The organism is Sulfitobacter sp. SK025, from assembly GCF_003352105.1.
In the GTDB taxonomy this organism is placed as follows: Bacteria; Pseudomonadota; Alphaproteobacteria; order Rhodobacterales; family Rhodobacteraceae; genus Sulfitobacter; species Sulfitobacter pontiacus.
In genome coordinates this window covers 35747-61200 of record NZ_CP025813.1, presented here as the reverse complement: position 1 = coordinate 61200, position 25454 = coordinate 35747, and the positions used below count along the sequence as shown (strand labels likewise).

At 59.3% G+C, this 25454-nt stretch carries 24 protein-coding genes and 2 pseudogenes; 13 read left to right on the top strand and 13 right to left on the bottom strand.

Going from position 1 to position 25454, the window contains the following annotated elements:
• Positions 1–15 precede the first annotated feature (15 nt).
• From C1J04_RS19045 to C1J04_RS19015, 6 genes are read right to left on the bottom strand one after another with little or no spacing between them, the layout of a single operon-like run.
• Positions 16–1905, bottom strand: a complete 1890-nt coding sequence (locus tag C1J04_RS19045; protein ID WP_198009226.1) for an NADH-quinone oxidoreductase subunit 5 family protein — start codon at positions 1903–1905, stop codon at positions 16–18.
• A 2-nt stretch (positions 1906–1907) separates the two neighbouring features.
• The gene (gene nuoK, locus C1J04_RS19040) at positions 1908–2219 is read right to left on the bottom strand and encodes an NADH-quinone oxidoreductase subunit NuoK (RefSeq protein WP_009827256.1); all 312 of its coding nucleotides are present in this window, start codon (positions 2217–2219) and stop codon (positions 1908–1910) included.
• Positions 2216–2731 (bottom strand): NADH-quinone oxidoreductase subunit J family protein, encoded by a 516-nt coding sequence (locus tag C1J04_RS19035; protein WP_009827257.1) that lies wholly within the window; start codon positions 2729–2731, stop codon positions 2216–2218. Before C1J04_RS19035 ends, nuoK begins: the two co-directional genes overlap by 4 nt.
• On the bottom strand, positions 2728–3627 hold the full coding sequence (locus C1J04_RS19030) for an NADH-quinone oxidoreductase subunit H (RefSeq protein WP_009827258.1): 900 nt from the start codon (positions 3625–3627) through the stop codon (positions 2728–2730). The genes C1J04_RS19035 and C1J04_RS19030 overlap by 4 nt, the downstream gene beginning before the upstream one ends.
• Complete coding sequence (locus C1J04_RS19655; RefSeq protein ID WP_009827259.1) at positions 3624–5558, bottom strand: heavy metal-binding domain-containing protein; 1935 nt, start codon at positions 5556–5558, stop codon at positions 3624–3626. The genes C1J04_RS19030 and C1J04_RS19655 overlap by 4 nt, the downstream gene beginning before the upstream one ends.
• A complete protein-coding gene (locus C1J04_RS19015; RefSeq protein WP_009827260.1) occupies positions 5555–5917 on the bottom strand; it encodes an NADH-quinone oxidoreductase subunit A in 363 nt (120 codons plus the stop codon). Before C1J04_RS19015 ends, C1J04_RS19655 begins: the two co-directional genes overlap by 4 nt.
• Positions 5918–6339: 422 nt before the next feature.
• Between C1J04_RS19015 and C1J04_RS19010 the strand changes: the two genes are divergently transcribed.
• From C1J04_RS19010 to C1J04_RS18985, 6 genes are all read left to right on the top strand, one after another.
• Positions 6340–7407 (top strand): OprO/OprP family phosphate-selective porin, encoded by a 1068-nt coding sequence (locus tag C1J04_RS19010; RefSeq protein WP_009827261.1) that lies wholly within the window; start codon positions 6340–6342, stop codon positions 7405–7407.
• A gap of 210 nt (positions 7408–7617) precedes the next feature.
• Entirely contained in the window at positions 7618–8976 is a 1359-nt protein-coding gene (locus tag C1J04_RS19005; RefSeq protein WP_067627257.1) for an ISKra4-like element ISSusp4 family transposase, read from the top strand.
• A complete protein-coding gene (locus tag C1J04_RS19000) occupies positions 8973–9401 on the top strand; it encodes a c-type cytochrome (protein WP_037954993.1) in 429 nt (142 codons plus the stop codon). Before C1J04_RS19005 ends, C1J04_RS19000 begins: the two co-directional genes overlap by 4 nt.
• Before the next feature lie 298 nt (positions 9402–9699).
• A complete protein-coding gene (locus C1J04_RS19810) occupies positions 9700–9930 on the top strand; it encodes a c-type cytochrome (RefSeq protein ID WP_009827263.1) in 231 nt (76 codons plus the stop codon).
• Positions 9931–9958: 28 nt separating this feature from the next.
• Positions 9959–10450 (top strand): sialidase family protein, encoded by a 492-nt coding sequence (locus C1J04_RS18990; protein WP_009827264.1) that lies wholly within the window; start codon positions 9959–9961, stop codon positions 10448–10450.
• A 311-nt stretch (positions 10451–10761) separates the two neighbouring features.
• A complete protein-coding gene (locus C1J04_RS18985; protein ID WP_114865794.1) occupies positions 10762–10914 on the top strand; it encodes a helix-turn-helix domain-containing protein in 153 nt (50 codons plus the stop codon).
• A 225-nt stretch (positions 10915–11139) separates the two neighbouring features.
• On the opposite strand, the pseudogene C1J04_RS18980 reads toward C1J04_RS18985, so the two are convergent.
• The 7 genes and pseudogenes from C1J04_RS18980 to C1J04_RS18950 form a co-directional block, all read right to left on the bottom strand.
• Positions 11140–11250 (bottom strand): annotated as a pseudogene (locus C1J04_RS18980) (transposase); the annotation flags it as partial.
• A gap of 149 nt (positions 11251–11399) precedes the next feature.
• Positions 11400–14525: an efflux RND transporter permease subunit gene (locus C1J04_RS18975; protein WP_114865793.1), complete on the bottom strand. Its 3126-nt coding sequence runs from the start codon at positions 14523–14525 to the stop codon at positions 11400–11402.
• Between the two features lie 11 nt (positions 14526–14536).
• Positions 14537–15907: an efflux RND transporter periplasmic adaptor subunit gene (locus C1J04_RS18970; RefSeq protein ID WP_037954966.1), complete on the bottom strand. Its 1371-nt coding sequence runs from the start codon at positions 15905–15907 to the stop codon at positions 14537–14539.
• Positions 15908–16106: 199 nt separating this feature from the next.
• Complete coding sequence (locus C1J04_RS18965) at positions 16107–16466, bottom strand: hypothetical protein (RefSeq protein ID WP_037954968.1); 360 nt, start codon at positions 16464–16466, stop codon at positions 16107–16109.
• A 53-nt stretch (positions 16467–16519) separates the two neighbouring features.
• Positions 16520–16856, bottom strand: a pseudogene (locus tag C1J04_RS18960) (transposase); the annotation flags it as partial.
• 36 nt (positions 16857–16892) lie between these two features.
• Positions 16893–18242: an efflux transporter outer membrane subunit gene (locus C1J04_RS18955; RefSeq protein ID WP_067930665.1), complete on the bottom strand. Its 1350-nt coding sequence runs from the start codon at positions 18240–18242 to the stop codon at positions 16893–16895.
• A 168-nt stretch (positions 18243–18410) separates the two neighbouring features.
• Positions 18411–18977, bottom strand: coding sequence for an SCO family protein (locus tag C1J04_RS18950; RefSeq protein WP_009827282.1), 567 nt, complete (start codon positions 18975–18977; stop codon positions 18411–18413).
• A 207-nt stretch (positions 18978–19184) separates the two neighbouring features.
• On the opposite strand from C1J04_RS18950, the gene C1J04_RS18945 reads away from it, so the two are divergent.
• From C1J04_RS18945 to istB, 7 genes are all read left to right on the top strand, one after another.
• Entirely contained in the window at positions 19185–19613 is a 429-nt protein-coding gene (locus tag C1J04_RS18945) for a MerR family transcriptional regulator (protein ID WP_037954972.1), read from the top strand.
• A gap of 103 nt (positions 19614–19716) precedes the next feature.
• Positions 19717–20295: a cation transporter gene (locus C1J04_RS18940; RefSeq protein ID WP_009827284.1), complete on the top strand. Its 579-nt coding sequence runs from the start codon at positions 19717–19719 to the stop codon at positions 20293–20295.
• Positions 20296–20390: 95 nt separating this feature from the next.
• Positions 20391–21146 carry a transglutaminase-like domain-containing protein gene (locus C1J04_RS18935; RefSeq protein WP_009827285.1) on the top strand — a complete coding sequence of 252 codons (756 nt, stop codon included), beginning with the start codon at positions 20391–20393 and terminating at the stop codon, positions 21144–21146.
• Positions 21136–22092 carry a cation diffusion facilitator family transporter gene (locus tag C1J04_RS18930; protein WP_009827286.1) on the top strand — a complete coding sequence of 319 codons (957 nt, stop codon included), beginning with the start codon at positions 21136–21138 and terminating at the stop codon, positions 22090–22092. The genes C1J04_RS18935 and C1J04_RS18930 overlap by 11 nt, the downstream gene beginning before the upstream one ends.
• A 740-nt stretch (positions 22093–22832) precedes the next feature.
• A complete protein-coding gene (locus tag C1J04_RS18920; RefSeq protein ID WP_254655206.1) occupies positions 22833–23120 on the top strand; it encodes a multicopper oxidase domain-containing protein in 288 nt (95 codons plus the stop codon).
• A gap of 44 nt (positions 23121–23164) precedes the next feature.
• Positions 23165–24664 (top strand): IS21 family transposase, encoded by a 1500-nt coding sequence (gene istA, locus C1J04_RS18915; protein WP_114865400.1) that lies wholly within the window; start codon positions 23165–23167, stop codon positions 24662–24664.
• The gene (istB, locus tag C1J04_RS18910; protein ID WP_009824782.1) at positions 24661–25425 is read left to right on the top strand and encodes an IS21-like element helper ATPase IstB; all 765 of its coding nucleotides are present in this window, start codon (positions 24661–24663) and stop codon (positions 25423–25425) included. Before istA ends, istB begins: the two co-directional genes overlap by 4 nt.
• Positions 25426–25454 lie beyond the last annotated feature (29 nt).

Genomic DNA, 25454 nt, shown 5'->3' with positions numbered 1-25454 from the left:
CGGGGTCGTCTTTCTTCAGGAGGACATCGGTAAGATCAGCAGCACCGCCGCGATGACGGCAATGCCCATGACGGTCAGGGCGAGTTCGCGGTGGATCAGCCCGCTTTGCAGCAAGCGCAGGCGGCGGCCGGCGGCGATTGTCCGGGCGACAAGGCCGAAGATCAGCCCGTCGATGCCATGGGTGTCGGTGTTTTCGGCACCGTCGCCAAGGCGCAGGTTCATCCGGCCCACCTGAAGGGTCGCGGCATAAAGGCGGTTGTCTGAACGCTCGGCACTGGATGCGGTGCCAAGGCTCAAGATCCGCACAAGGCCAAGTTGCGCGGCCAGCAGACGCCGTTCGAAACCTTCACAGGCGGCGGCAAAGGCCAGCGCCGGGCGCAGCACCAGCCCGTCCATACCGCCCGCGACGGCAAAGCCGCGCTGCGCCATCGGCAGAACCGGCCCCATCAGGCGGGTCGGGGCGACGAACCAGCCCAGCAACAGACCGCTCAGCGCCGCGACAAGCCCGAGGATCATCGCAGGCCCTTCCGGCGGCAGTTTGGCTTCCAGCAGATGTTCCAGCGGCGTGAAGGCGAACCCAAGCCCCGCCGCCAGCGCCGTCAGCACCGCCATGCCCGCGCCCATCCAGCCCATCCCCTTGCCCAGAACGGGCTGGGCCTCGCCCTGCCACAGCACCCGCAGCGCCCGCGCCATATAGGCCCCGGTCAGCACCGTGCCTGCCAGCGCCAGCGGCGCGAGCCATACGACCCCGGGGGCCGCCAGCGCGGCGGCAAGGATCGCGTCCTTGGAAAAGAAGCCGGCCAGCGGTGGAATACCCGCCAGCGCCACCGCGGCAACGGCGAAGGCGGAAAGGACCAGCGGTCGTGCCCGGCCCGCGCCCGCGACCGCATCCATGTCGGTGCTGTCGCGATCATGCTGGAACACACCCGCCCCCAGAAAAAGCGTACTCTTGATCGCCGCGTGGGCGATAAGGTGCAGCAGCGCCGCCACCGGCACCCCCGCGCCAATGGCCAGCAGCATCAGCCCGTACTGGCTGGAGGTCGAGGCGGCCAGCAGCCGCTTCAGGTCCCGCTCGGCCAGCGCGATCAGCCCGGTGACGACGGCCGTCACGCCACCCACCAGCCCGACCGCAATCAGCGCGCCTGCGGGCAGCATCGGGGCCACGCGGATCAGCAGGATCGCCCCCGCCGCCACCAGCGTCGCGGAATGCAGCAAAGCGGAGACCGGCGTCGGGCCGGCCATGGCGCGCTGCAACCAGTCCTGCAACGGCACCTGCGCCGACTTGCCCATCGCGCCCACCAGCAACAGCAACCCGGCGACAAGGGCGGGCGTGCCGCTGATCGCCAATGTAGCCGAGATTTCCGAGGTGCCGGCCCAGCCGATCAGCACGAAAATCCCCAGATAAAGGCCCAGATCGGCGCTGCGGGTATACAGAAACGCCCGTGTCGCGGCACTGGGCACGCCGTCACGCCCATGCCAGAAGCCGATCAGCAGATAGCTGGAAAAGCCGATCAATTCCCACGCCGCCAGCACGGTGATCCAGTCGCCCGCCAGCACCAGCGCCTGCATCGCCGCGACGAACAGCAGCACGATGCCGAAAAAGCGCGGCCTTTCGGGGTCGCTGCGCATGTACCCGACGGCATAGACCAGCACACAGGCCGCCACCGTCGCCACCATAGCCGAAAACACCGCCGTCAGCGGCACCGCGACCAGCCGCAGGGGCTTCTGCGGCAGGCCCGGCAGGACCAGTTGCACCGCATCGCCCGCGACGGCCCCCGCAAGGGTGCCCATCGCCGCCAGAAACCCGATGCCGACGCCGACGAGCGCAATCGCTTCGGGTGCGCGCCGCAGCACGAGCTCCGCCAGGCCCGCCAGCAGCGGCGCAAGGATGATGAGCGCCAGCATCGTCATCCCTTCAACTCCCACGCTTCTTCCATCTCGACCGATCCGCGCACCCGGAACCGCGCGATGGCGATGGCAAAGCCGACCGCCATTTCGACCGCCATCACCGCCATCACGATCAGCACGAACATCTGACCGGCCGGTTCATCGGGATGCAAATAGCGCCAGAAGGCCACCAGATTGACCAGTGCCGCGGCCAAAATCAGTTCGACCCCCATGATGATCATCACCAGATTGGTTTGACTCAGCGCGCCATAAAGTCCGATACCGAACAGCCCCGCGCCGACGCTGAGGGCGATTATGAGTTCCAGAATCATTTGCGCTGCTCCGCGTTGGGGACGATGGCCACCATCGTGGCCGCAACCATGGCGGTCAGAATGGTCAGACCCGCCGACTGGAAGATCAACATCGACCGGCCCAGCAATTCGCGCCCCAAATCGGCGGCCTGTTCATGCGCGCCCGACACGGACAGGGCGACCGGACCCCAATCGGGCAGCCATACCAGCAGCAAGGCGGCCAGTAGCCCTATGCCCCCGGCCCAGAGCGACAAGCGTTTCTGGTGGGTCATGTCCATTTTGCCCATGCCGCCGGGATCCATCATGAACATCACCATGAAGATGGCCATCACGCTCATTTCCGTGGCCATCATCATGATCTGCAACACACCCAGAAACTCGGCCTGCATGACCAGAAACATCGCACCGATCGCGGTTTGCGAAAACAGCAGCGCCAGCGCCGAACGCACCATCGAATGGGTGCGAAAGACCACGACGCCGAACCAAACCGCCGCCGCGCCGAAGAACGCCAGAAAGATCATCTGAACCGTCATATCGGCACCACCAGCGCGATCACGCCCACGACAAAGATATTGGCCAGCGCCAGCGAGATCCCCAGCTTCCAACTCAGCGCCAGATAGCGCGCCTCGCGGATGCGCGGCATGTAGCGCCCGATGCTCAGCATGGCCGCAGCCACGGCCAGGATCTTGATCGCGCTCCAGGCCCAGGCGGGCAGCCACGGGCCCAGCCAGCCGCCCAGATAGAAGGTCACGGTCGCCCCCGCCAGCGCCAGGATAATGACCATCCGCGCCAGCCGCAGCACCGCCAGCCGCACGCCGGTATATTCCGCCTCGACCCCGCCGGCCAATTCGCCGGTCGCATCGGGCAGGTCCAGCGGCGGCAACCACGCGAGCCCCATCGCCGCCACGACGAACAGGACAAATCCGATGGGCTGGTAAAGCACGTTCCAAAGCTGCGCCTGCGACGTGACAATCTCTACCGTCGACAGCGATTCCGCGCGCATGGCGACGGCGGTGATCGGCATCACGATCAGCATCGCATAGGCGATGAACTGGCCCAGAAACCGCCAGCCCGCGATCATGGCGTAGGCCCCGTTCGGCCCCCAACCGGCCATGATCAGCGCCACCAGCACATAGGCCAGAGCAGCGTTCAGAAACAGCGCCCCGGTCGCCAGATCGGTGATGATAAGCCCCGGCGCCAGCGGAATCACCGCCACCGCCAACAATCCCGCCACCAAAAGCAGCACCGGCCCAAGCTCAAAGAACAACCGGTCGGATTTGCGCGCCAGCAGCGATTCCCGGCCCAAGAGCGCCAGTGCGGCCCAGGCCGGACCGGTCAGGCTCATATGGCCGTGCACTGCCCATCGTTCGATGACGGCCAGCGCGTAGGCCCCCGCGAATAGCGACAAGAGAACGACAAGAATGGTCATCCGCGAATCTCCCACGGCGACAGGTCAAGCGAGACGACAGCGGTCAAGGCATCGCCCAGTTCCTGCTGCGCCGTCACCGTTTCGACAAGGGCGATGTTCACGTCTGACGGCGTGTCGAGATCGGCCTCGACCACCCGGCCATCGGTCAGCTTCACGCGCAGCTGCGCCGCTCCGCGCGGTGTTTCGATGCGGGCCGCGCCCTCGCCCGACACCCTGTCCACATCCGGCACCTGCGGCACAGCAATCCTCCCGGCGGCCGCGATCACGTCGAGACTTTGGGCGATCTCGTCGCAGCGCAGCCGCAGCCGGGCCAGCGCATCGCCGCCGTTGCGGACGCGCGTTTCGAACCCGAGATCCTTCAGCGTTGGATCACCCGTACGGGCATCCGATCCGCCACCCCGCGCCCGGTCCACCGGGCCGCTCGCCGGGGTGTCCTTGCCGATGCGCGCGATGCGTCTCAGCCGCATCCGCATCAACGGGGCCGCCTGCACCCGGCGCGTCAGCCGCCGGATCGCCCCAGCCTGCGCGGCGATCCCGGCGACGTCGGCACCTTGAACGGCCAGTTGCAACGCCCCAGCGCGCGCGGCGAGCCACAAAAAACCCGACTGCAGGCCGAACTCGGCCAGCCAGTTCAGGTGGCTGGCGATCCGCTCGCGTTCCACCGCGGCGGCGCGGCCACGGCGCGCGTCATGGCCGGGGTCGACGCTCGCGGCCTCCTCGATCGCCGCGCAGGCCAGCGTCCGATAGGCCACCGGGCTGAGCGGCATCATCGCGGCCAGACGCTCGACGAAATCGGCCACCCTCATCTGCGGGCCATCCACCAGTTCCGCCCTGCCCACAAGGCTCCTGACCTCGCTGCCCGCCACGGTATCGCCGTCCAGCGTCAGGGTCAGGCGCAGCCCCGCGGGCAGGCCCGGAAAGAACGGCCCGAACGGCACCTCGATCCAGTCCATCTGCAACCCGTCGCTGCTGCGCGGCTGGCCCTCGGTCATCTCGACCATCGACATGAAATGCGGCTCGATCCCGTCGATAGCGGCCTCGGAGTGGCCGCCATGTCCGGCATGCCCATCGTGGCCATCGTGGCCGGAATGGTCCTGTTGTTTGCCATGACCGCCGTGATCGCCGTGACCATGCGCTCCGTGCGCTTCACTGCCATGCTCGTGACCGTGACCGCCATGCCCGTGCCCGTGACCGTGGCTTTCCCCCTCTTCCGCCTTCACCAGAAACATGCCGCATTTTGGGCACTTGCCCGGTGCGTCGCTGACGACCTCGGGGTGCATCGGGCAGGTATATGCCCCCGCCCCGCCCGCGTCCTCGGCGTGGCCCGCATGTGCGTGATCGGCGGGGTTTGACCTGTCCTCCGGGGGCATGTCGTGGCCACCGTGCCCACCATGTCCATCGGACGCTGTTTCGCGCGGCACCAGCGTCATGCCGCATTTGGGGCAGTCTCCGGGGGCGTCGCGGACGATTTCGGGGTGCATCGGGCAAGTGTATTCCACGCGCACCTCAAGAGCGGGGGCGTTAAACTCCCCGCTGTCAGCGCGAAACGCGCCCGCGGCGATCACGCGGCGCAGATCGGCCAGCCCGGAGTGCAGCCCGGCCTGGGTCAGCGGGGCCGACACGTCCGCATCGGGCAACGGGGCGATGTCGCCGGCACCCAGCGCAAGGATCGCGCGGGGGCGCGGGATCTGCGCGTAGGTGACGGCGGCGGCATCGCGCAGACCGGGGGGCAAGGGGCCGACGACGATCAACAGATTCGCATGGCGCGGGGTGCCGACAAGCCGCAGATGCGACCCGGACAGATCGAGCCCCATCGCCCGCGCGACAGAGGGGCCGGGCAGCACGAAGGCCGGCAGATCGCGCGCCATGGCCGCCGCGACCGCCCGCCTGATCCCGGACATCGCGCCCTCTCGCGCCCCGATCAAGGTCATTGCCGCCTCAACGCGCCCTGGCTCCAGCCATAGAGCAGGCCCAAGAACAGGATTGCCAGGAAAACGCCCATGTCGAGCAATGCGATCAGCCCTTCTTCGCGGTAGACGACCGCCCACGGATACATGAACGCCATCTCCATGTCGAAGGCCAGAAACAGCAGCGCATAACCGGCATAACGCGCATGGTAGCGCACCCAGACCGGATCGCGCGACAGGGTGCCGGCGGTGGCGGGCACGTCCTTGCCGGGTTCCGCGCGCGCCCGCCCGATGGCCCGGGCGAACCCATAGAGGCTGAGCACGAAACCGAATACACCGACGCTCAGCCCGAAAAGGATCGCGTATTGGGAAAGTTCGCTCATCCGTGGCACCTCATTTGATTTCCCAAGTCTGTTTCATACTAGAAGATTCTGCAATGCGGTCAATTCGTAGGGGCGAGTGGTCAGCAGACAGCAAACAAGAGGACGCGACCAGACCCGGATCGTTACACTTTGCTCAACTCAGTCCGGCCAGCCACCACGACACTGCAAACAAAAGAGCCGAATTGGGGTCGGCCCTGCGCGTGTATTCCCGTTCAGAAGCCGTCCGCTTCGGTCTGCGCGCTGGCCAAAAGCGAAGCCAAGCGATGCCCGAAACCGTCATGATTCTGTAACAATCGCCTGCCATTCAGCGGCAAGGGTCTTTGGCGGGATTCGCCAGCCTGTAGCCCCGCCGGATACCCGGTTGAAAGAGACTCTTGCGGATGCCTCGATGGCATTTCCCTGACAGAATTGGAGAACACGAAATGAAAATGAAGTTTATACCGGCGGCATTGCTCGCCGCTGCGGCGGGCGTCGTGCAGGCCGACGAAACCTCTGGTTTCAACCTCAAGGCAGGGAGCGGGATAACCTTCAAGAGTGCTGATGGTACCGCGTCTTTCCGGGTGGGGGGGCGCCTGCAGTGGGATTACGATTCGACCGATTCCGACATCAGCGGTAAGAGCGATGATTTCGATGTGCGTCGCGCACGGATTTTTTTCCAGGGTAAATATCTCGACTGGGCCTTCAAGGCACAGTTCAATCTCGCCGAAAGCGGTACCGGCGGCGGCAGCGCCGAGGACCTCTATCTGCGCTACACCGGTTTTGGCAAGATGGCCCGGATCACAGTGGGTAAGCAAAAAGAACCGTTTGGCTTTGAGCAACTTACCAGTTCGAAGGACATATCATCGCTTGAACGCTCGGCCCTGACCGAATTCTACGCGCCCGGCCGCAACGCCGGTGTGCAACTGCACGGTGCAGGTGACAACTGGACCTACGGCCTGGGCGTTTTCGAGGCGGCCGGCAACGGCAGCGATGATTTCGGCAATACGGCCATCACCGGCCGCGTTACCTATGCCCCGATCCAGACCGATGATCTGGTCTTGCATCTTGGCGCCGGCTTTACCAGCCGTGATGCCGCTCTGCCTGCCAACGAAACCGATGCGTACAACATCGAATTGGCGGCCGCATCGGGGCCCTTTCACACGCAGGCCGAATACTTCAACGCTGACACGGGCGGGGTTGATGTGGACGGATACTACATTCAGGCAGGATGGATTCTGACCGGTGAAAGCCGTCCCTACAGCAACGGCGTGTTCAAGCGGGTGAAGCCAAGCAGTTCGAAAGGTGCATGGGAAGCAGTGCTTCGCTACGAGGACGGATACGGCAAGTTCAGCGATGTCGGTCTTGGTACGACAGAGGGTAAGCAAACCACCGTCGGCATCAACTATTACCCGAACAACGCCGTTCGCCTTGGTCTGAGCTACATGGATGGCAAGCAGGCCAGCGGCGAGAACGGAAAAGAGATCAGGGCACGAATGCAAATCGTATTTTGACCTGACCGGTACAGAAGAATGCAGAGCGGCGCGGGCAATGGCGCTAATCAAATTGCCGCCGTCCTGCATTCGAATATCTTCACCCGGGACTACGTGGATGTTGGCAGCTGTCGCGTTGCCCTTAAATCTGAGACACGACGCGTTCGGGGGGAGTGGGCAAAACTTGGGGGTGTCTGTGTATGCTAGTGGTTCATTGAGAGGGGAACTACCATGGACGTGCGAATTATTGTCGAGACGACTTTCGAGAACGGAACCACAAAGAGGCATCGTCTCGGCCGCCTATCCCGCCCGTTTCGGCGCACGCAACCTGAGGGTTTCGGGTTGTTGCTCGAAGATGCGAAGACGATCCTGGGGCAATTGCAGAATGCGATCCTGCGCGACCAGATCGAGGAAATTTCCGAAGCCAGCAGGATCTGTCCGGACTGCGACGGGGTCCGGGCTATACATGATTATCGGTCGCGGGTGCCCGACACGCTTTTCGGCAGGTTCGAGGTCAAAGCGCCGCGCATTCGCCGGTGCGCCTGCAATGCAAAATCCGATGTTGTCTTGGGCGGACCGCTTTCGCCTCTCGCTGACTATTTTCCGGATCGATCGACCCCGGAACTGCGACGCCTTCAGGCCGAACTTGGGGCGCGTCATTCCTTCCGGGAAGCGGCGCGTATCCTGGAAACCTTTCTACCTTGCGCGAAGCAGGTGAATACATCGGTGCGCAATCGACTGGGCAAAGTTGCCAGGGAAATCTGCGACAGCGAGCAGACTGAGCCGTTGGTTCCTTCAGCCGCCAAAGAGGCGCCTGCGTTGACGGTTTTCCTAGACGGTGCGCATATCCGATGCAGGCCGGAATACCAGAAGCGACACCTCGATGTTGTGGTTGGCAAGATCGAAAGCCACGATAGGTGCCGTCGCTTCGGCTTGGTGCAACAAGCGGTCCTGTCGCCTGCCAGTCAGCTTCGCCGGGACTTGATGTCTCTCGGTTGGGATCGCGAACAAACCGTCACGGTAATTTCGGACGGGGAACCAGCCCTGCCAAACCTCGTCCGCAATGCCGTCGGTGGAAAGGTACGCCACATCCTCGACTGGTGGCATATCTCGATGCGTATTCAGCACGTCGAGAACGCCGTAAAAGGCCTGCTGCAGAGCAGGGGTTTCTCCGGCATTCCAGTGCTGTTCAAACGTCCGGCCGAAACGCTGCGATGGTACCTTTGGCATGGAAAAGTTCTTACGGCCACGACCAGTCTGCAATGGTTGATCGTCGATTGCGCCCGGCTGGTTACAGATGACCGCGTGGCAACTGAAGCCACTCGGCGAGTGCAAGCTCGCTGCCGAGACCTCTATTCATACCTTGCGAACAACATGGACAACCTGACGAACTACGGCAAGCGACATCGAAGAGGCCTTCCGGTCTTTTCTTCCCGAGCAGAGGGCTGCGTGGACGACATCGGGAACACCCGCATGGGCAAGCGCCGCCGCATGAGATGGTCGCCCAAAGGAGCCCACCGCGTGGCGGTTGTCCGCGCCGCCGTTCTCGACGGTCGGCTAACCGGCGCCTACCAAAGAGCAGCCGCATAACCCCCAAGTTTTGCCCACTCCCTGCTGCGGCAGGATGGTACATCCTGCAGCCGACCCACTCCCAGACGAGTACTCAGACGGACGAAAGAATGGCACTTCCCGCAGGTGCGCTTGCAACTGTCAGGCTGCCCCCAAGTTTCACCGAGCAAGAGCAAATCGGCAAGCGTGCCTATGGTGCGGCCTGCGCGACCTGCCACGGCGTCAATGGGCAGGGTCAGGACGGCGTTGCTCCACCGCTGGTGCACAAGATTTATGAGCCGGGCCACCACGGTGACATGGCGTTTGTCCTCGCAGCACAGAATGGTGTTCGGGCGCACCATTGGAAGTTTGGCAACATGCCAGCTGTCGAGGGCGTAACACGAGCAGAAGTATTGAATATCGTGGCATATATACGGGCTCTTCAAAGGGAAAACGGAATTAACTGAGTGACCTGTCGACCTGAGGCAAAAGCATAACAGCCATCCAGTAGATAATAACTGTCATCAACGGGGAGAGAAACGAATGAAACCTAAATTTATCGCAACGCTAGCACTGGCATAGTCCGGAACAGGTGTTCTCGCCGATGGACATGCAACCGGCGACGCATCAGCCGGAGACAAGGTATTTAACAAGTGCAAGGCCTGCCACTCAATCGTCAGGACGGATGGTGACGTTATCCGAAAGGGTGGCGCGGTTGGGCCAAATCTTTATGGTGTGTACAACCGAACAGCAGGGACCGAAGAAATGTTTGGGAATAAATTTCGGGACTCTATTCGTGAAGCGGGCGAGAATGGCTTGGTCTGGAACGAGAGCGATTTCGTAGCCTATATTGCAGATCCGAAGAAGTTCCTCGCGACTTTTCTGAACGACAGCAAGGCGAAATCTGGCATGTCATTCAAATTGAAGAAAGAAACGGATGCCAAGGCAGTCTGGGCTTATCTCGTTTCGGTTGGACCGGAGGTTGAGGCCGATTAGATTTTTATTCGTTTGCACGGCTCTTTTTATGCTCGGTGCGCCCTTTGTAGCGGCTGAAGATGCCCCTCTGTTTCCAGTCAGACCACTGATTGCACCGGTTGGGGATCACGCACGTGAACCCTCGCTTTCAACACTGCCCGATGGTCGGATCGTGATGAGTTGGACCGAAGGTAACAACGCCGTTCGGATGGCCCTGTTCGATGGCACCTCTTGGACGGAGGCGCGTACAATTCATCAATCTGAGACACTGTTTGTGAACTGGGCCGACTTTCCGTCAGTCGTTGGGCTTAGCGATGGGACGCTTGCAGCGCATTGGTTGGAATTGAATGGGCCGGGCAGCTATCAATACGACGTAAAGATCGCTTTCTCCTTCGATGAGGGTCTGAACTGGACAACGCCAATCATACCCCACGATGACCGATCAAAGCGTGAACATGGTTTCGTGTCGCTAATCCCTGCAATTGGCAGAGCCTCGCAACCGCTGTATTGCGGCCTTCAAGCCTTGTTTGTCATGCTTTGACGCGTGATCGGTTCTTGGATCGCCCGGTATTCACGCCGGACACGGGTTGATGCGGCGCAGTTGAACGAGGCGTCGCATGTTATATGCGAGGTTCTTCATCCCGATCCTAGCCTTGGGGTTCCTCCCAACAAAGGTACGTAATGCGACATAGCGTTCACGCCATGATGTTAGTCTGATGGCGTTTTTCGTGTTTTCGCCCCGCCCGTTTTGCTGCTCTGTTTATGCTGCCTTTTTCGGGGGCAGGATGCCAAGGGTATCGCGGAGCTTTTCCTCGGAGAAGTCGTACTCGCCGAGCATGTTGATATGTGCCCATGACATGGGCGAATGGGAGGCGATCAGCATTATCGGCGGATCAGCAGGCTGAAGTGAGAGACAAGATCAAAAACGGCGAGACGATCTCAGCCATTGCACGCCATTTTGAAACCAGCAGGCAAACAATCATGCGCGTCAGAAATCAGGGATAATCCTATGTCGCATTTCGTACCTTTGTTGGGATAGACCCAGACTTAGCAACGCCCGCCTCTTTAGCCGCCTTGTTCAGAGATAGTTTTGCCATAGTTTTTCCTGCCTATTATCGGTGGTCTGGTTCGGTTCTGCATGTTCGGTAGAACCAGTTTACATGAAAACCACTACGGCAGGGAAGGGAAGGGACAAAAGGTTCAAAACCCTTCAACAACCGCTTTGATTTTGAACGGGGTTTGTGGTGGCGGAAAACGGGGCAGGCCCAGCTTGCAGAACCACCTGTAGGCCAGGTTGAGATGAACATCCTCGACGAGCCGCCGTTCCGACCGAATGCCATACCACGTCTGTGACGAAACATCGAAATTCGGCAGCCCCCACGCCCAAGACAACGAAAGCGGGCATGGAGAAGCTACCGGATGATCGTCTTGCACTTCCTGGATTGGAGATATGACGTAGTTTAGAAGATAGGTCCTTCGGTGTGCCTCGGCTAAGATGTTGGCTGCGCACCATGCCTATGGACCGTTTCGACAAGCGAATGATGCCCACCTTGTCTGGGTGCAAACCAGCGGTGCAGGGCGGGCATGACCAGTAGGGTCAGCACGGTTGACGAAACAAGCCCCCCGGTTACCACAGTGGCAAGCGGGCGTTGGACCTCGGCACCGACGCCGGTGGCGAAGAGCAATGGTGCCAGCCCAAGTGCCGTCGTCATGGCGGTCATCAGTACCGGACGCGCGCGCAGCCCTGCGGCCTCAATGGCCAAAGCCTCCAGATTGCGACCGGCGCGCGCAAAATCATCCATGAAACTGACCAATACCATACCGTTGCCCAACGCGATGCCGAACAATGCGATAAACCCGACGGTAGCAGGCACCGACACCGGTAACCCTGTCAGCCAGAGCGCCATCGCACCACCTGTCAGCGCCAAGGGGATATTCAACAGGATGAGGATCGCTGATTTCAGGCGACCAAAGGTTACCAGAAGGATCAGCAGAACGATGCCCAACGTAATCGGAATAACCACTTTGAAACGGGCATTCGCCTGTTGCTGAAGCTCGAATTGGCCGCCCCAAACCAAACGATACCCGGGCGGTAGATCCAACTGAGCGTCCGTCAACGTCTGCGCTTCGGCAACGAAAGAGCCGATATCGCGACCGCGCACGTTGGACTGGACCGTGATGAAGCGTTCGCCATCTTCGCGTGTGATCTGGCGTGGACCGATTACAGTTTCGATATTGGCCACTGTGTCCAGCGGCACCCGTGCGCCCGAAGGCGATTCCAGCACGATGCGTCTGATCGCCTCCGGTGTGTCGCGGCTTTCTTCGTCAAAACGCACCATTATCGGAAACTGTCGCACGCCCTCGAACAGTGATCCGGCCTCGGCCCCGCCGACGGCTGCACGCAGCCCATCCAACGCTTCCTCAACATCAAGCCCGTAGCGACCAAGGACTGACCGATCCACGGTTACCACAAGTTGCGGCGCACCGGTGATCTGGTCGGCCTGTACCTCGGCAGCCCCCTCAACCTGTTGCAGGAGTGATTGCAGGACTTGTGATCGCTCCAACAGAATTTCGGAATCCGGTCCAAAGATTTTGACGGCCAGTTCGGCGCGTGTGCCGGTCAGCAATTCATCAACAGCCATCGCGATGGGTTGGCCGATATTCACCACAATCCCCGGAAAGCTTTCCAGATCTTCCGAAATCGCCGTGCGCAAACCTTCGGCAGACAAGCCGGGCCGCCACTGATCGACCGGGTTCAACTCGATGAAGGCTTCGGCGCTGTTGGTCGGGTCAGCATGCGCGCCAACCTCACCACGCCCAATACGGGTCACGATGGACTTGATTTCAGGAAAATTCTTTAACAGCCGCTTTTCCACAAGCGTCGTCGTCTTCGTCCCTTCGGTAAGCGAAATCGAGGGTGCCATGGTGACGCGCATCAGAATATCGCCTTCCTCCAACGACGGCGTAAATTCGGAACCAAGTCGCGATCCTGCAAAACCGCCCACCGCCAAAAATATGCCGCACAGGACAATGGCGAAAAAACGGTTACGGACAAAGAACCCGGCCGCACCACTGACCATCGCGACAGTCCGCCCCGGCTTGTCAGGGGCCTTCTTGCCGGATCGGCGCATCACCGAAAAGGCCATGGAAGGCGCAATCAGGGCCGCATAGAACAGCGATCCGGTCATGGCGAGTGCAGCCGATGCCGCCAAGGGCCGGAAGGTTTTGCCCTCAACCCCTTGCAGCGAGAAAAGCGGCAGGAAAACAACGATAACCACGGCAACCGCCGCCACCAGAGGTGCGATTACCTCGGCGGTAGATCGGGCAACCAACATACGCGGCTCTTCAGAGCCGTCGTCTTCCTCAAAGCTGCGATCCACGTTTTCAGAGATAACAATCGCCCCGTCGACCATCATCCCGATGGCGATGGCGACCCCCCCTAATGACATCAGATTGGCGCTGATGCCGAGCACGTACATTGCGATAAACGCAAAACCTACGGAAAACGGAATTGACAGGACCACGACCAGACTGGGACGCCAGCCGCCCAGGAAGACAAACACCACCAACGCTACGAGCACAGCCCCCTGCCACAGCGCCGTCGTGACGGTTGCGGAAGCCTTGTTTACCAGCGTTCCCTGATCATAGTAGGGGACTGCAAGTACACCATCCGGCAGGCTTGCGTTGATTTCCTCAAAGCGCTTCTGGACCCGCGCGATGACATCGGATGTGTTGGTGCCATAAAGTTTCAGAACCAACCCTGCGACAACTTCGCCTTCACCATTGGCTGTTGCAAGACCTTGCCGAACGCCACCGCCCACGGTGATATGGCCTAGATCGCGCACGCGCACCGTGCGCCCGTCGTCGACGTTGACGACAATCTCCGCGAGATCGGAAACTGTCTTGGCAAGTCCAACGCCGCGCACCGTATATTGTTCAGAACCGATTTCGAGGAATTGCGCCCCTTCAGTTTTATTACCGCGCTCCAATGCGCTGATCACATCAGCGATTTGAATATCATAGGCGAGCAGCGCATCGGGATCGAGTCTGACCTGATATTGCTTTTCATAGCCGCCAAGGGACAAAACCTCGGTGACACCCGGCACGGTCTGCAACTGATACTTCACAATCCAGTCCTGAATTTCGCGCATCTCGACAAGGTTGCGTGTGCCGGCCTGATCTTCCAGACGGAAATACAGGATGAGGCCAAGCCCGGTTGAAATCGGACCCATTTGCGGATCGCCAAACCCGTCGGGGATATTACCACGCGCTTCGGCGAGCCGCTCGCCCACGACCTGACGGGCGAAATAGACATCCGTCCCGTCCTCGAAATAGATGTTCACCACCGACAGCCCAAAATTCGATACCGACCGCATATTTTTGAGTTTGGGCAGGCCCGACATTGCCGTTTCGATTGGATAGGTCACATAGCGTTCAACCTCTTCGGGGGCGAGCCCTTCGGTTTCGGTGAAAACCTGAACCAGCGCGGGTGTCACGTCCGGAAAGGCATCAACAGGCAAGGCGCGAAACGCAAAAAGCCCGCCAAGCGTCATCGCAAAAGCCGCAATGGCCGCCAAAAGCCAGCCGCCTGCGATGCGGTGCATAAAATCAGTCATAATCAGCTATCCTAATGTCCGTGGCCGTCGCCAAAGGCGTCTTTTTCAAGCTGGGCTTTGAGTGTGAAGGCCCCGTCAGAGACAAAGAGGTCGTCTTCCTCAAGGCCGCTGCGGATTTCCACATAGCCGCCAGCGGTTGTGCCGACCATGACGGCGCGCGGTGCGAACCCGCCGTCAACAGGGACAAAAACAGACGGACGGTTCTCTACCAGTTGCACGGCGGATTGTGGCACGCGCAAAACCTCCGCGGCATTGCCGACGCTGAGATCTGCAATCACAAACTGGCCGGGGGTCAGGGTCCTGTCAGAGTTGTCGATGATGACACGCGCCGTCGCCGTGCGCGACACCTCATCAATAACGGGCAGGACAAATGCCACTGTTGATTGCGCAATGACATCGCCCGCGTCTGATTTCAGGGCAACCGGCGCGCCAACGCGAACGCGGCTGATGTCTTGCTTGTAAACCGCTATATCGGCCCAAATTACGCTATCATCGACAATTGTGAACAGCACCTTGGCGCTGGAATCCCCGGCTGTTACCGTTTCTCCCAGCGTCGCCGCACGTCGTACAATTGTTCCCGCAAGTGGTGCAGTCAGATAGGCATTGGCATTATTGCCATCTGGAGCAGTGGCTATTTTTTCGAGGCCGGCGTGGTCAATTCCGACGGCATGCAGTTCGGTTTCCGCGGCTTCACTTTCGGTCTTGGCCGATTCATGTTCTGCGCGGGCTGTTTGGACATTTACCTCGGATGTGATTTTTTGCGCCCACAGCCCTTCTAGGCGCGCCAACGACTGTGCCGCAAGTGCTTCGTTCGTTTTAGAAATCTTCCATTTCGCTTTCAACCCTGCAAGTTCGCGGCTTGTGATCAGTGCCAGAGTATCTCCATAGGCAACGGTATCGCCTTCACCAACCAAAAGCCGGTCGATGACTCCGCTCACCTTGGGCGTGACATTTGCCATGCGGTCTGCGTCAAAGCGGATTTCTGCTGGCAGGCTGAGGGACTCGCCCAAAGCTCCCAACTCAGCTTGCTCTAGCAGGATTCCGGCCTCTTTCGCGACTTCGAGGGCCAGTTTGACAACATCGCCACCGCCTTCATCGCCGTGTGCGCCCTCAGTTTCACCGGCATGATCATCATCGCCATGCGCATCCTTGGCTTCACCGGCGTGGTCGTCATCGCCATGCGCTTCTTTGGCTTCATCGGCGTGGTCGTCGTCACCGTGTGCATCTGCAGCTTCTCCGGCATGATCGTCATCTTGCGGTGCTACTGCAGCTGCTGCAGTCATTGGCAATGGCGTTTCCGCATTTCCAGTCGCGCCAGTGATCGGGACCAAGGCTAATACGCCCACCGTCAGCGCAGCCATGGTCATTGTTGTCGGTTTCATAATCGTACTCCAGGGATTGAATAGGTCACCGAAAACACGTCCGGGTACCTGTTGGAACTTCGTCTGCCATGATCAAACCGATGAAGTGGCCCTGAAACAGGTTCGGCTCAAACGGTTTGATCTGCTGTGATATTTATGAGTTTTACAAAGCCCGTTTCGACACGGCATATGTAAAATACCACTCTGCAATAGGGGCAGATCAGCCTCGCGGAGGACGGTAAAAACCTTGGAGCGTGGCAAGGACCACAGAGGCGTCAGCCCAATGTCGCGATCGGTCTGCTGACGACTGATCGCATGCCAACTGCACCTGCCCCGGTCCAATAATGTGGATATGGCAATCGCCAAAGCCATGGGATGCCTCACCATTCTCGCTATATCTTTGATCCTGAGCAGTTAAATCAAGATTAACCATATCGGTAGCAAAGACAACTTTTTCAAAGACTGCTTCACTTGCCTCAAATACATAGGCATCGGCTTTTGCAATGTTGAAATTCAGAGCAGCCGAAAGCAGTATGGCCAACCCAATTTTAGCAACACGAATGGCAGACAAGTACTTCATAATGGGACCTTTACAGGACATGTAACCAATGGTCCATTCGCTTTTTGTCGCATGTCCCCGAGCAGCCAGTCGACATCCGATAGGCTGCTCAGCAATGCTCGTGCGCCGATGTAATCGCTGACCTGACCCGCCGTGACGAACAGGTTCAGGGGTCGGCCTTCGCTGTCGCAGATGCGTGCAGCTTGGTATTCATGCCGCCCTTGGTGCGGCCGATCAGTCTTCCACGCCCCCCTTTTTCACGCCCATGCTGGTCGCTGTCCGGTGAGCCTTCAAGTAAGTGGCGTCGATCATCATAGTTTTCTTTTCGCAGTGCTCGACGGCCAGACCAGCCATCATCCGGGCGAAGACGCCCTTATCGCTCCATCGTTTCCATCGGTTGTATAGCGGTTCCATCGGTTGTAGAGCGTTTTGGGTGGGCCGCCAATTTTAGCCTACGTCGCCCCATCCACGACCAGTCGCCACCATAAGTGCTGACCACGATTGGGCCAAATCTCTTACTGCCGCGGCGAGGGATATGCGTGCTGCGTTTGCAAATCGTTCGGCGTCCAACAGGTCTGGTAAGTTGAGCTCGCCTAATTCAAAAACTTTGCGGCTCAACTGAAGAGTACGATCCCTTGAACGTTGAGCAGCGCGCAATGCGGCCACTTCTCTTTGTTTTCGTGAAAATTCACTTTGAGCTTTTTGCACATCTTCCACCGCGGCCAACACCTGTGCACGCCATTCCAGCTCGGCGGTCGTGGCAGAAATAATTGCCGCATCTCGCCTAGCGCGTAGCGGACCTTGGTTGAGGATGGGGAATGAAAGTGCTGGACCAAAGGACCATTCTGACGAGTTTGCCGCTGTCACTGAGCCAGATAAAGTGACCGATGGGTACAACTGTGCTTCTGCGACACCTACTCCGGCAACTGCGGCAGCTAGACGGCGTTCAGCGGCCAATACATCTGGACGATTGCGGAGCAGATTAGCAGGGACGCCTGTTGACCCTTTGCCGTGGGGATAAGGTTGTGGTGCGCCTGCAATCATCTGTTTAAGCAGCGGCTGAGCTGGTTCGGCCAACAATGTCGCGATTGCAAAAACCCGGGCTTCGAATGCGGATTCAAGCGGAGGGAGGTCGGCAATTGCTGTGTCGAGCTGACCTGCTGATCGGGCAAGATCTAATTCTGACAACGCGCCTTGCTCAACTTGCGCTCTGATCAAGGACTGGGTCCGCCGGAGACTCGCGATATTCTGTCGTGTTAAAGCCAACGCTTCCTGAAAATACCGGGCGTCGATATAGTTGGAAACGACACCGGAAACTAGGGCAAGCCGGACAGTGCCTGCATCAAACTTGGCTGCTTCTACACCCGCTGTCGCGCGCTGTGCGTCACGGCGAACACCACCAAAAATATCGAGGATGTAATTCGCCCCGAACGTCGCACTTTCAGAGGGATCACCTGAAATTGGGTCACCATTGTTTCTCTGCGCCTGTGCATCCAGTCCACCTGAGAACTGGTCAGCGATACCTGTCTGCCTCAGGTCTGTATTTGCGGCTTTGATACGTTGTAAAGCCGTTGCAATATCGATGTTTTGTGTGAGGCCTCGGTCTACCAGCCGGTTCATTTGCCGGTCATTTAGCCGTTTCCACCATTCATCGCGCGCGACTTCTCCGAGAGCCCCGCCACCGCCAATGAATGACGTTTCTAATGGTGTCTTGGGTGGCGTATAATCAGGGCCAACAGCGGTACATGAAACCAATGCCGTGGATGCTAAGATAGAAAGCAGATAGGGACGGTTCATTTGTCATTCCTGTATATTGGATCATCTTTTGGATTTGCGGGGGATTGAGGTGTTTCACTCAACACGCTGTTATGAGTAGCTAAGTATTTGAAAAATATTAGCTTGTATAGAGTTCCTCAGAGCCGTCAAGTTCTAGGGCTGTTTCTCCGGACATACGGTTCATGTCGGTCAGATCCTCTCTTCTAGATCGGCGAGGATCTCTTCGGCGGAGGTGCCGTAAGGCCACGAGTCGGCGAAGCCCGCGTCGGGATCGAAGAGGAACAGATGCGACGTGTGGCCCATCGTGTAACCATCCGGCGCAGCAGCCTCTTCGACGCGTTCGAAGAAGATCGGAAAGGTCTCGGACGTGGCGGCGATCTGTTCCGGCGTGCCCGTCCACCCGATGATGCCCGCATCGAACAGCGGGACGTATTCGGCGAGTGCTGGGGGCGTGTCTCGTTCAGGGTCGATTGTTATGAAAATCGGCTGGACCTTGGCGGCATCGTCGCCCAGACCGTCCATCACCGCCGCGACCTCAGATAGGGTCGTCGGGCAGACGTCGGGGCAGTTGGTAAACCCGAAAAAAACCAGCATCCAGCGCCCCGCAAAGTCCTCCTCGGTTCGAACCATACCCTGGTGGTCCGTCAGTTCGAACTGAGCGAAAAAAGGCGGCTCGGCGTCAGTTCGGGCGCTATCGGCACGATAATCGGACCATAGCAAAAGCCATAGGAAGGCAAGCGCTGCAACGCCTGCCAAAACCCAAAGAAACTTCTGTGCCGATGTAAGGGACAATCCTGTTCGCCTGTTTTTGATTCTTATTGCATGTGCGGATACATCCTCTAGCCGCTAGAGGTTCAAGCGCGAAATCATGGTATAGCTTCAACTCACGCGTCTGTGAATCCGACACTTGTTTATTTCGACGGCAAAACCTACACAAACTGTATCTTTTTCATGGAGGCGAAAATGCTCACGATCGGTACTCTGTCAAAGAAGACTGGCACAAAAGTGCAGACCATCCGGTACTACGAACAGATCGGACTCATGCCCGAACCTGGCAGGACCGAAGGCGGACAGAGGCGCTACGACAATGCACAGCTCGATCGACTGTCCTTCATCCGCCACTCGCGGCAACTCGGTTTCTCGCTCGATGCGATCCGCGAGCTGCTCGACCTCAGCGACCATCCCAACCGGCCCTGCCACGAGGCCGATGCCATCGCGCGTCGCCAGCTCAAACAGGTGGAGCAGCGCATGGCGCGCCTGAAGGCGCTGCGCACGGAACTGAAACGCATGGTTCACGAATGCAGCGGCGGGCGGACGGGAGATTGCAAGGTGCTTGAGGTGTTGCGGGACCATTCGGAATGCTTGACCGAGCACGAGGAAATCGGGGTCTGAAGGAATTCAGCCAACATTCCGGCTGGAACGCAGATCAGCCGCAGAAGTTAATGTGTTGCACAACACAAGCTGGAACCACAAAATGGCCGCTAGACAAGATTCAATGGAGAGACGGACGCTTTGGATCGTTCTGGCGCTCAATATCGGTTTGGCCGTGGCGTTTTTCGCAACAGGCGCCTTCGGCGATTCAAGTGCTCTGATCGCCAACGGGCTCGATAACCTCTCCGACAGCTTCGTCTACGCGATCAGCCTTTTCGCTTTGTCCCGATCCGACAAATGGAAACGCGGGGCGGCGAACGTTTCCGGTGGGCTGCTGATCCTGTTCGCTGCAGGCATCCTCTACGATGCGTGGCGCCGCTACATCGGCGGGTCAGATCCGCTCGGGACGATCATGATCGCCATGGCCCTGATTGCGGCGGCCATCAACGCAGTCTGCGTCTGGCTGCTCGCTAAGCTCAAAAATCCAAACGTCAACATCCGCGCGGCCAACACCTTCAGTTACAACGATTTCGCCGCGAACCTCGGGATCGTCGTGGCCGGTGGCCTCGTCGCCTGGCTAGGAACCAACTGGCCGGACCTTGTCGTCGGTGTGATCGTCGCCGGGATCGCGGCCTGGGGCGGTATCGACATCCTGCGCGACGCACACGGCGAACACCACAAAGCGGTTCACACGGACAAATAGTTGCGGGAGATTCTTTCTGAAAGAAAGGGTTGAAGCTATAGTGACTATAGCAACTAGTCTTGTTCCAAGACGATTCGAGGAGCGACCCGTTGCAGATGACCGACCCCCTACTTGTACCCACCAAACTACTGGATTTTGATGCCGCGCCTCTTGCGCATCTAATTGAGAACCGCAGCTGGCGCGGCTTATCCGAATACGATCGGATCGGAGCTGCCTATGATTTCGTTCGGAATGAAATCGCGTTCGGATACAATCGAGCTGACGACATCCCCGCATCCGAAGTGCTTTCCGTCGGCTACGGGCAGTGCAATACCAAAGGCACGCTCTTGATGGCGCTGCTGCGTGGTGTTGGCATTCGTTGCCGGTTGCATGGCTTCACGATCCACAAAGGCTTGCAGCGCGGAGTTGTCCCAGAGTTGGTGTATCCGCTTGCTCCGCAGGAAATTCTCCACTCATGGGTCGAGATCGAATTTCAAGGTGCCTGGATCAACCTTGAAGGCTTCATCCTGGATGACGCTTTCCTCAAAGTCCTGCAAACGTCTTTCTCGGACACGGACAGTCTCTGCGGTTATGGCGCGGGCACGGATTGCCTTGGCGCGCCTCCCGTCGCCTGGAACGGAGAAGATACCTACATTCAGAAAACCGGCATCGTGCAGGATTTCGGCGTGTTTGATACGCCGGACGCCTTCTATTTTTCCCATGAGCAATCCTTTGGATGGCTGCGTGGTGCCCTTTACCGTCATATCATACGCCACTGGATGAATGCGCGCGTTCGTGGTTTCCGCAGCGACCGCCTCAAGACTGACCGACGCGCGACACACGCGCATGAGGAGCCTGCCAATGCCACATGACCACGGGCACGCGCATATCGATCCGGATTCCGGCGATCGGCGGGTTGCCATCGCGATCTGGGCGAACGGGCTTCTTACCGTTGCGCAAATCGTCGGGGGCATATTCTCGGGCAGTCTGGCACTGATCGCCGATGCGCTGCACAACTTTTCCGATATGGCCTCGCTTGTCATTGCCTTCGCCGCACGCAAGATCGCGCGCCGCCCAGCCGATGAGCGCATGACCTTCGGCTATGGTCGGGTCGAAATCGTCGCAGCCCTGGTTAACTACACCACCCTGATTTTGATCGGCTTCTACCTGATCTACGAAGGTGGCATGCGCATGATTGATCCACCCGAAGTCATGGGTTGGACCGTCGTCATTCTCGGTGGAATTGCGCTTGTGGTCGACACGCTGACCGCAATGCTGACCTATTCGATGCAGAAGGGCAGCGTGAACATCCGCGCGCTTTTCCTGCATAACCTGTCGGACGCGCTTGCTTCGGTCGCGGTTATCGTCGCTGGGTCGCTGATCATCCTTTACGACATGCGTTGGGTCGATCCTGCCATCACCATCGGCATCGCGATCTACATCCTGTATCTGTCTTTCACTGAAATAGGCGGCCCAATCCGAACCCTGATGCTCGGGAGCCCGCCGGACATCGACAACGAGGCCGTCGTCGAAGCGATGCGGAAAGTCGAAGGCGTCGCCGACGTCCACCACGTCCATCTCTGGCAAATGCAAGAGCACGAGGCTGCGCTCGACTGTCATGTCGTCGTGGCAGCCGAGGGGTGGTCGAAGATTGAAGAGATCAAGAGCGCGATCAAGAAGCGGCTGAAGGGAGAATTCGGCATCAGCCATTCCAGCCTCGAATTCGAGGACGAGGATCGCGCTCATCAGAACGCCGATCTCTATGGTCACGGTAATTCGAGAGATGGGGAGGAAACTCATACTCACGAAAAAAGCTGACCGAGCGTGAGGATATCATTTCCTCATTTGCGACGGCAAGTTGACGTCGACCAACGTCAAGTGGACTGATGAACCTTTGCATGAGCAACTGGCTGCGAAGGGCAGTAGCGAAGGTCTGAGGCGGATACACTACAGGGGTATCACGTCCAAGTTACAGAATGTCACTTGACCTCCCCTTGCTGGAAGGTTGTAGCAGTAACTGTATGACCTGCGTTTTTCGCCTTGTTTTGATTCTCATGCTGACCTTCGGTGCAGTGACTGCGCCGGATATGTCGTCGGCAAGTATGTCAATCACGGCTATGGCGCAGATGGAACCCACCGAAAGCGCGGATGGCCGTTGCGGCGGGTGCGATCCCACCGGATTTGCTGAGGGCACTGCCTGTGAAGGTGGGCGTCCTGTTCCTTGCGGCTCCAGCGGTACTTCTGGCCTCCTTGCCAAGATGCCGTCAGCGCGGCTCACGAGGCCTTTTGGTACTGCCGTCCGGGGTGCCGAACCTCTGATCTCACTCGGCACGAATCCGTCGCTTGATCCATTCCCTCCCAAACTGCCTGTCTGAACCTGAAACCGGCCTCGCCTGCTGCGAGGCCTGATTGTTGCCTTGGCCGAAGCTGGCTGAGTGCGACCCTTTCAGATCAAGGCAGTTGCGATGATTCTCCACAGACCGATTTCACGAAGGCGCGTGCTTCGCACAGGTGCCGCATTCACAGCCCTATCCGCTCTGTCACCTGCACGAATGGCGATGGCCGATCCAACTGGGGACCCATTCGTCCTACGCGCGGCATCCGGACAGGCCGCCCTGCGCCCGTCACCATACGGCCCGACTAATGTCTGGAGCTATAACGGGTCCGTCCCCGGTCCTGAAATCAGGGTCCGGCAGGGCGACCGATTGCTGGTTTTGGCTCAGAATGGGTTAGATGAAGGGACCACAATCCACTGGCATGGCATCCGCACGCCCAATGCGATTGTGAACGGCGGAGCAATACTCGGCCACGGTAGCGACGGCATAGTGTTGTCGCGGGCGGCGTAAAAGTCGTCCACTTTTGCCCTTTCGGATTTCGGGAGGGCTTGGGGATATACACCGTGGACTTGTATTTGAAGGTGCGTCACGCTCATTTCCAGGATGGATTGAGCGGGCGTCAGATTGCCCGGGATTTTGGGATCAGCCGGGACAGTGTTGCGAAGATGTTGGCCTATTCGGAACCGCCGGGATATCGGCGGACAGCGCCGATCAGGCGCCCGAAGCTGGATGCGTTCACCAGCCAGATGGACCAATGGCTTGCTGAAGACAGGAGCCGCCCTCGCAAGCAGCGTCACACCGCCAAGCGTATTTTCGAGCGGTTGCGGGACGAGTGCGGTTTTGATGGCAGCTACACCATCGTCAAGGATTACGTTCGAGACCGTAAGCGGACCGGCAAGGAGATGTTCGTGCCGCTGAGCCATCCGCCCGGTCATGCACAGGCCGATTTTGGTGAAGCGCTTGTCGTGATCGGCGGCGTCGAGCAGAAGGCACACTTCTTTGCCCTCGATCTGCCGCACAGCGACGCATGCTACATCCGGGCCTATCCTGCGGCCAATACCGAGGCGTGGCTTGACGGCCATGTCCATGCCTTTGCGTTCTTCGGCGCGGTTCCCCAGTCGGTTCTTTATGACAATGACCGCTGCCTGGTAGCCCGGATTCTGCCGGATGGCTCCCGGCAAAGAACCCAGCGGTTCAGCGCGATGTTGTCGCATTACGTGATTCGGGACCGCTATGGCCGTCCCGGCAAGGGCAATGACAAAGGGGCCGTGGAGGGGCTGGTCGGCTACGGACGTCGCAACTTCATGGTGCCGATCCCGTCCTTTCCGGACTGGCACGCGTTCAACGCTCACCTGGAAGAGCAGTGCCGCAAGCGCCAGGGTGATGTTCTGCGTGGCCACAAGGTCAGCATCAGGGAACGGCTGAAGGCCGATCTCGCGGCGATGCGGGATTTGCCCGGCACCCCCTTTGAGGCTTGTGAGTTGCAAAGTGGCCAGGTCACATCGACATCGGTGGTGCGTTATCGCGGCAATGATTACTCGGTGCCGGTTGCCTACGGCCACCGTGCGGTCTGGATCAAGGGCTTCGTGACCCGGGTTGTTATCGGCTGCGGCGCCGAGGTGATCGCTGAGCATTCGCGCTCCTATGACACCGGCGACATGGTGTTTGATCCACTGCATTACCTGGCGCTGATCGAACGCAAGATCATGTCCTTCGATCAGGCCGCGCCTCTGCAGGGCTGGGAGTTGCCCGAAGCGTTCAAAACCCTGCGCCGACTGCTGGAAGCCCGGCAGGGAAAGGCCGGCAAGCGCGAGTATGTGCAGGTCCTGCGCCTTCTGGAGCGCTTCGAGATTGACGTGCTGCATCTTGCCGTCAAAGATGCCCTGCGAATGGGAGCGGTCAGCTTCGATGCAATCAAGCACCTGATCTTGTGCAGGGTCGAGCAAAGGCCTCCGAGGCTGGATCTGGATGTCTATCCCTTCCTGCCCAGAACCAACATCACCACCACCTCCGCCGCATCCTACATGAGCCTGCTGGCAGGAGGTGGGGCATGACGGATGCACCCGAACTGCTGCTGGCCCACCATCTCAAAACGCTTCGGCTGCCCACGTTCTTGCGTGAACATGACAAGCAGGCCCGTATCTGCGCCGCTGAAGGCGTAGATCACGTGCGTTACCTGGCCCGGCTGACCGAGCTGGAACTGATCGACCGGGAACGGCGCATGGTGGAACGCCGGATCAAGGCCGCAAAGTTCCCGACCATCAAAAGCCTGGACAGCTTCGACTTCAAGGCGATCCCGTCGCTCAACAAGATGATGGTGCTGGAGCTGGCGCGCTGCGAATGGATCGAACGCAAGGAGAATGTGATCGCGCTCGGTCCCTCCGGCACCGGCAAGACCCATGTCGCCCTCGGGCTGGGACTGGCTGCCTGCCAGAAAGGATTGCCTGTCGCCTTCGTGACCGCCGCAGCCCTCGTGCACGAGATGATGGAGGCCCGCGACGAAAAACGCCTCCTGCAACTCCAGCGCAAACTCGCCAAGGTCAAACTGCTGATCATCGACGAGCTGGGATTCGTCCCCTTGAGCAAAACCGGCGCCGAGCTTCTGTTCGAGCTGATCTCACAGCGCTACGAGCGAGGGTCGACCCTGATCACAAGCAACCTGCCCTTCGAGGAGTGGACCGAAACCTTCAGCACCGAACGCCTGACCGGCGCGCTGCTGGACCGGCTGACACACCACGTCAACATCCTCGAGATGAACGGCGAAAGCTACCGCCTCAATCAAAGCCGCGCCCGCCTCGCCGCCGCTAACAAATGAACCTCACAGAATTGGCCTGACGGCCAATG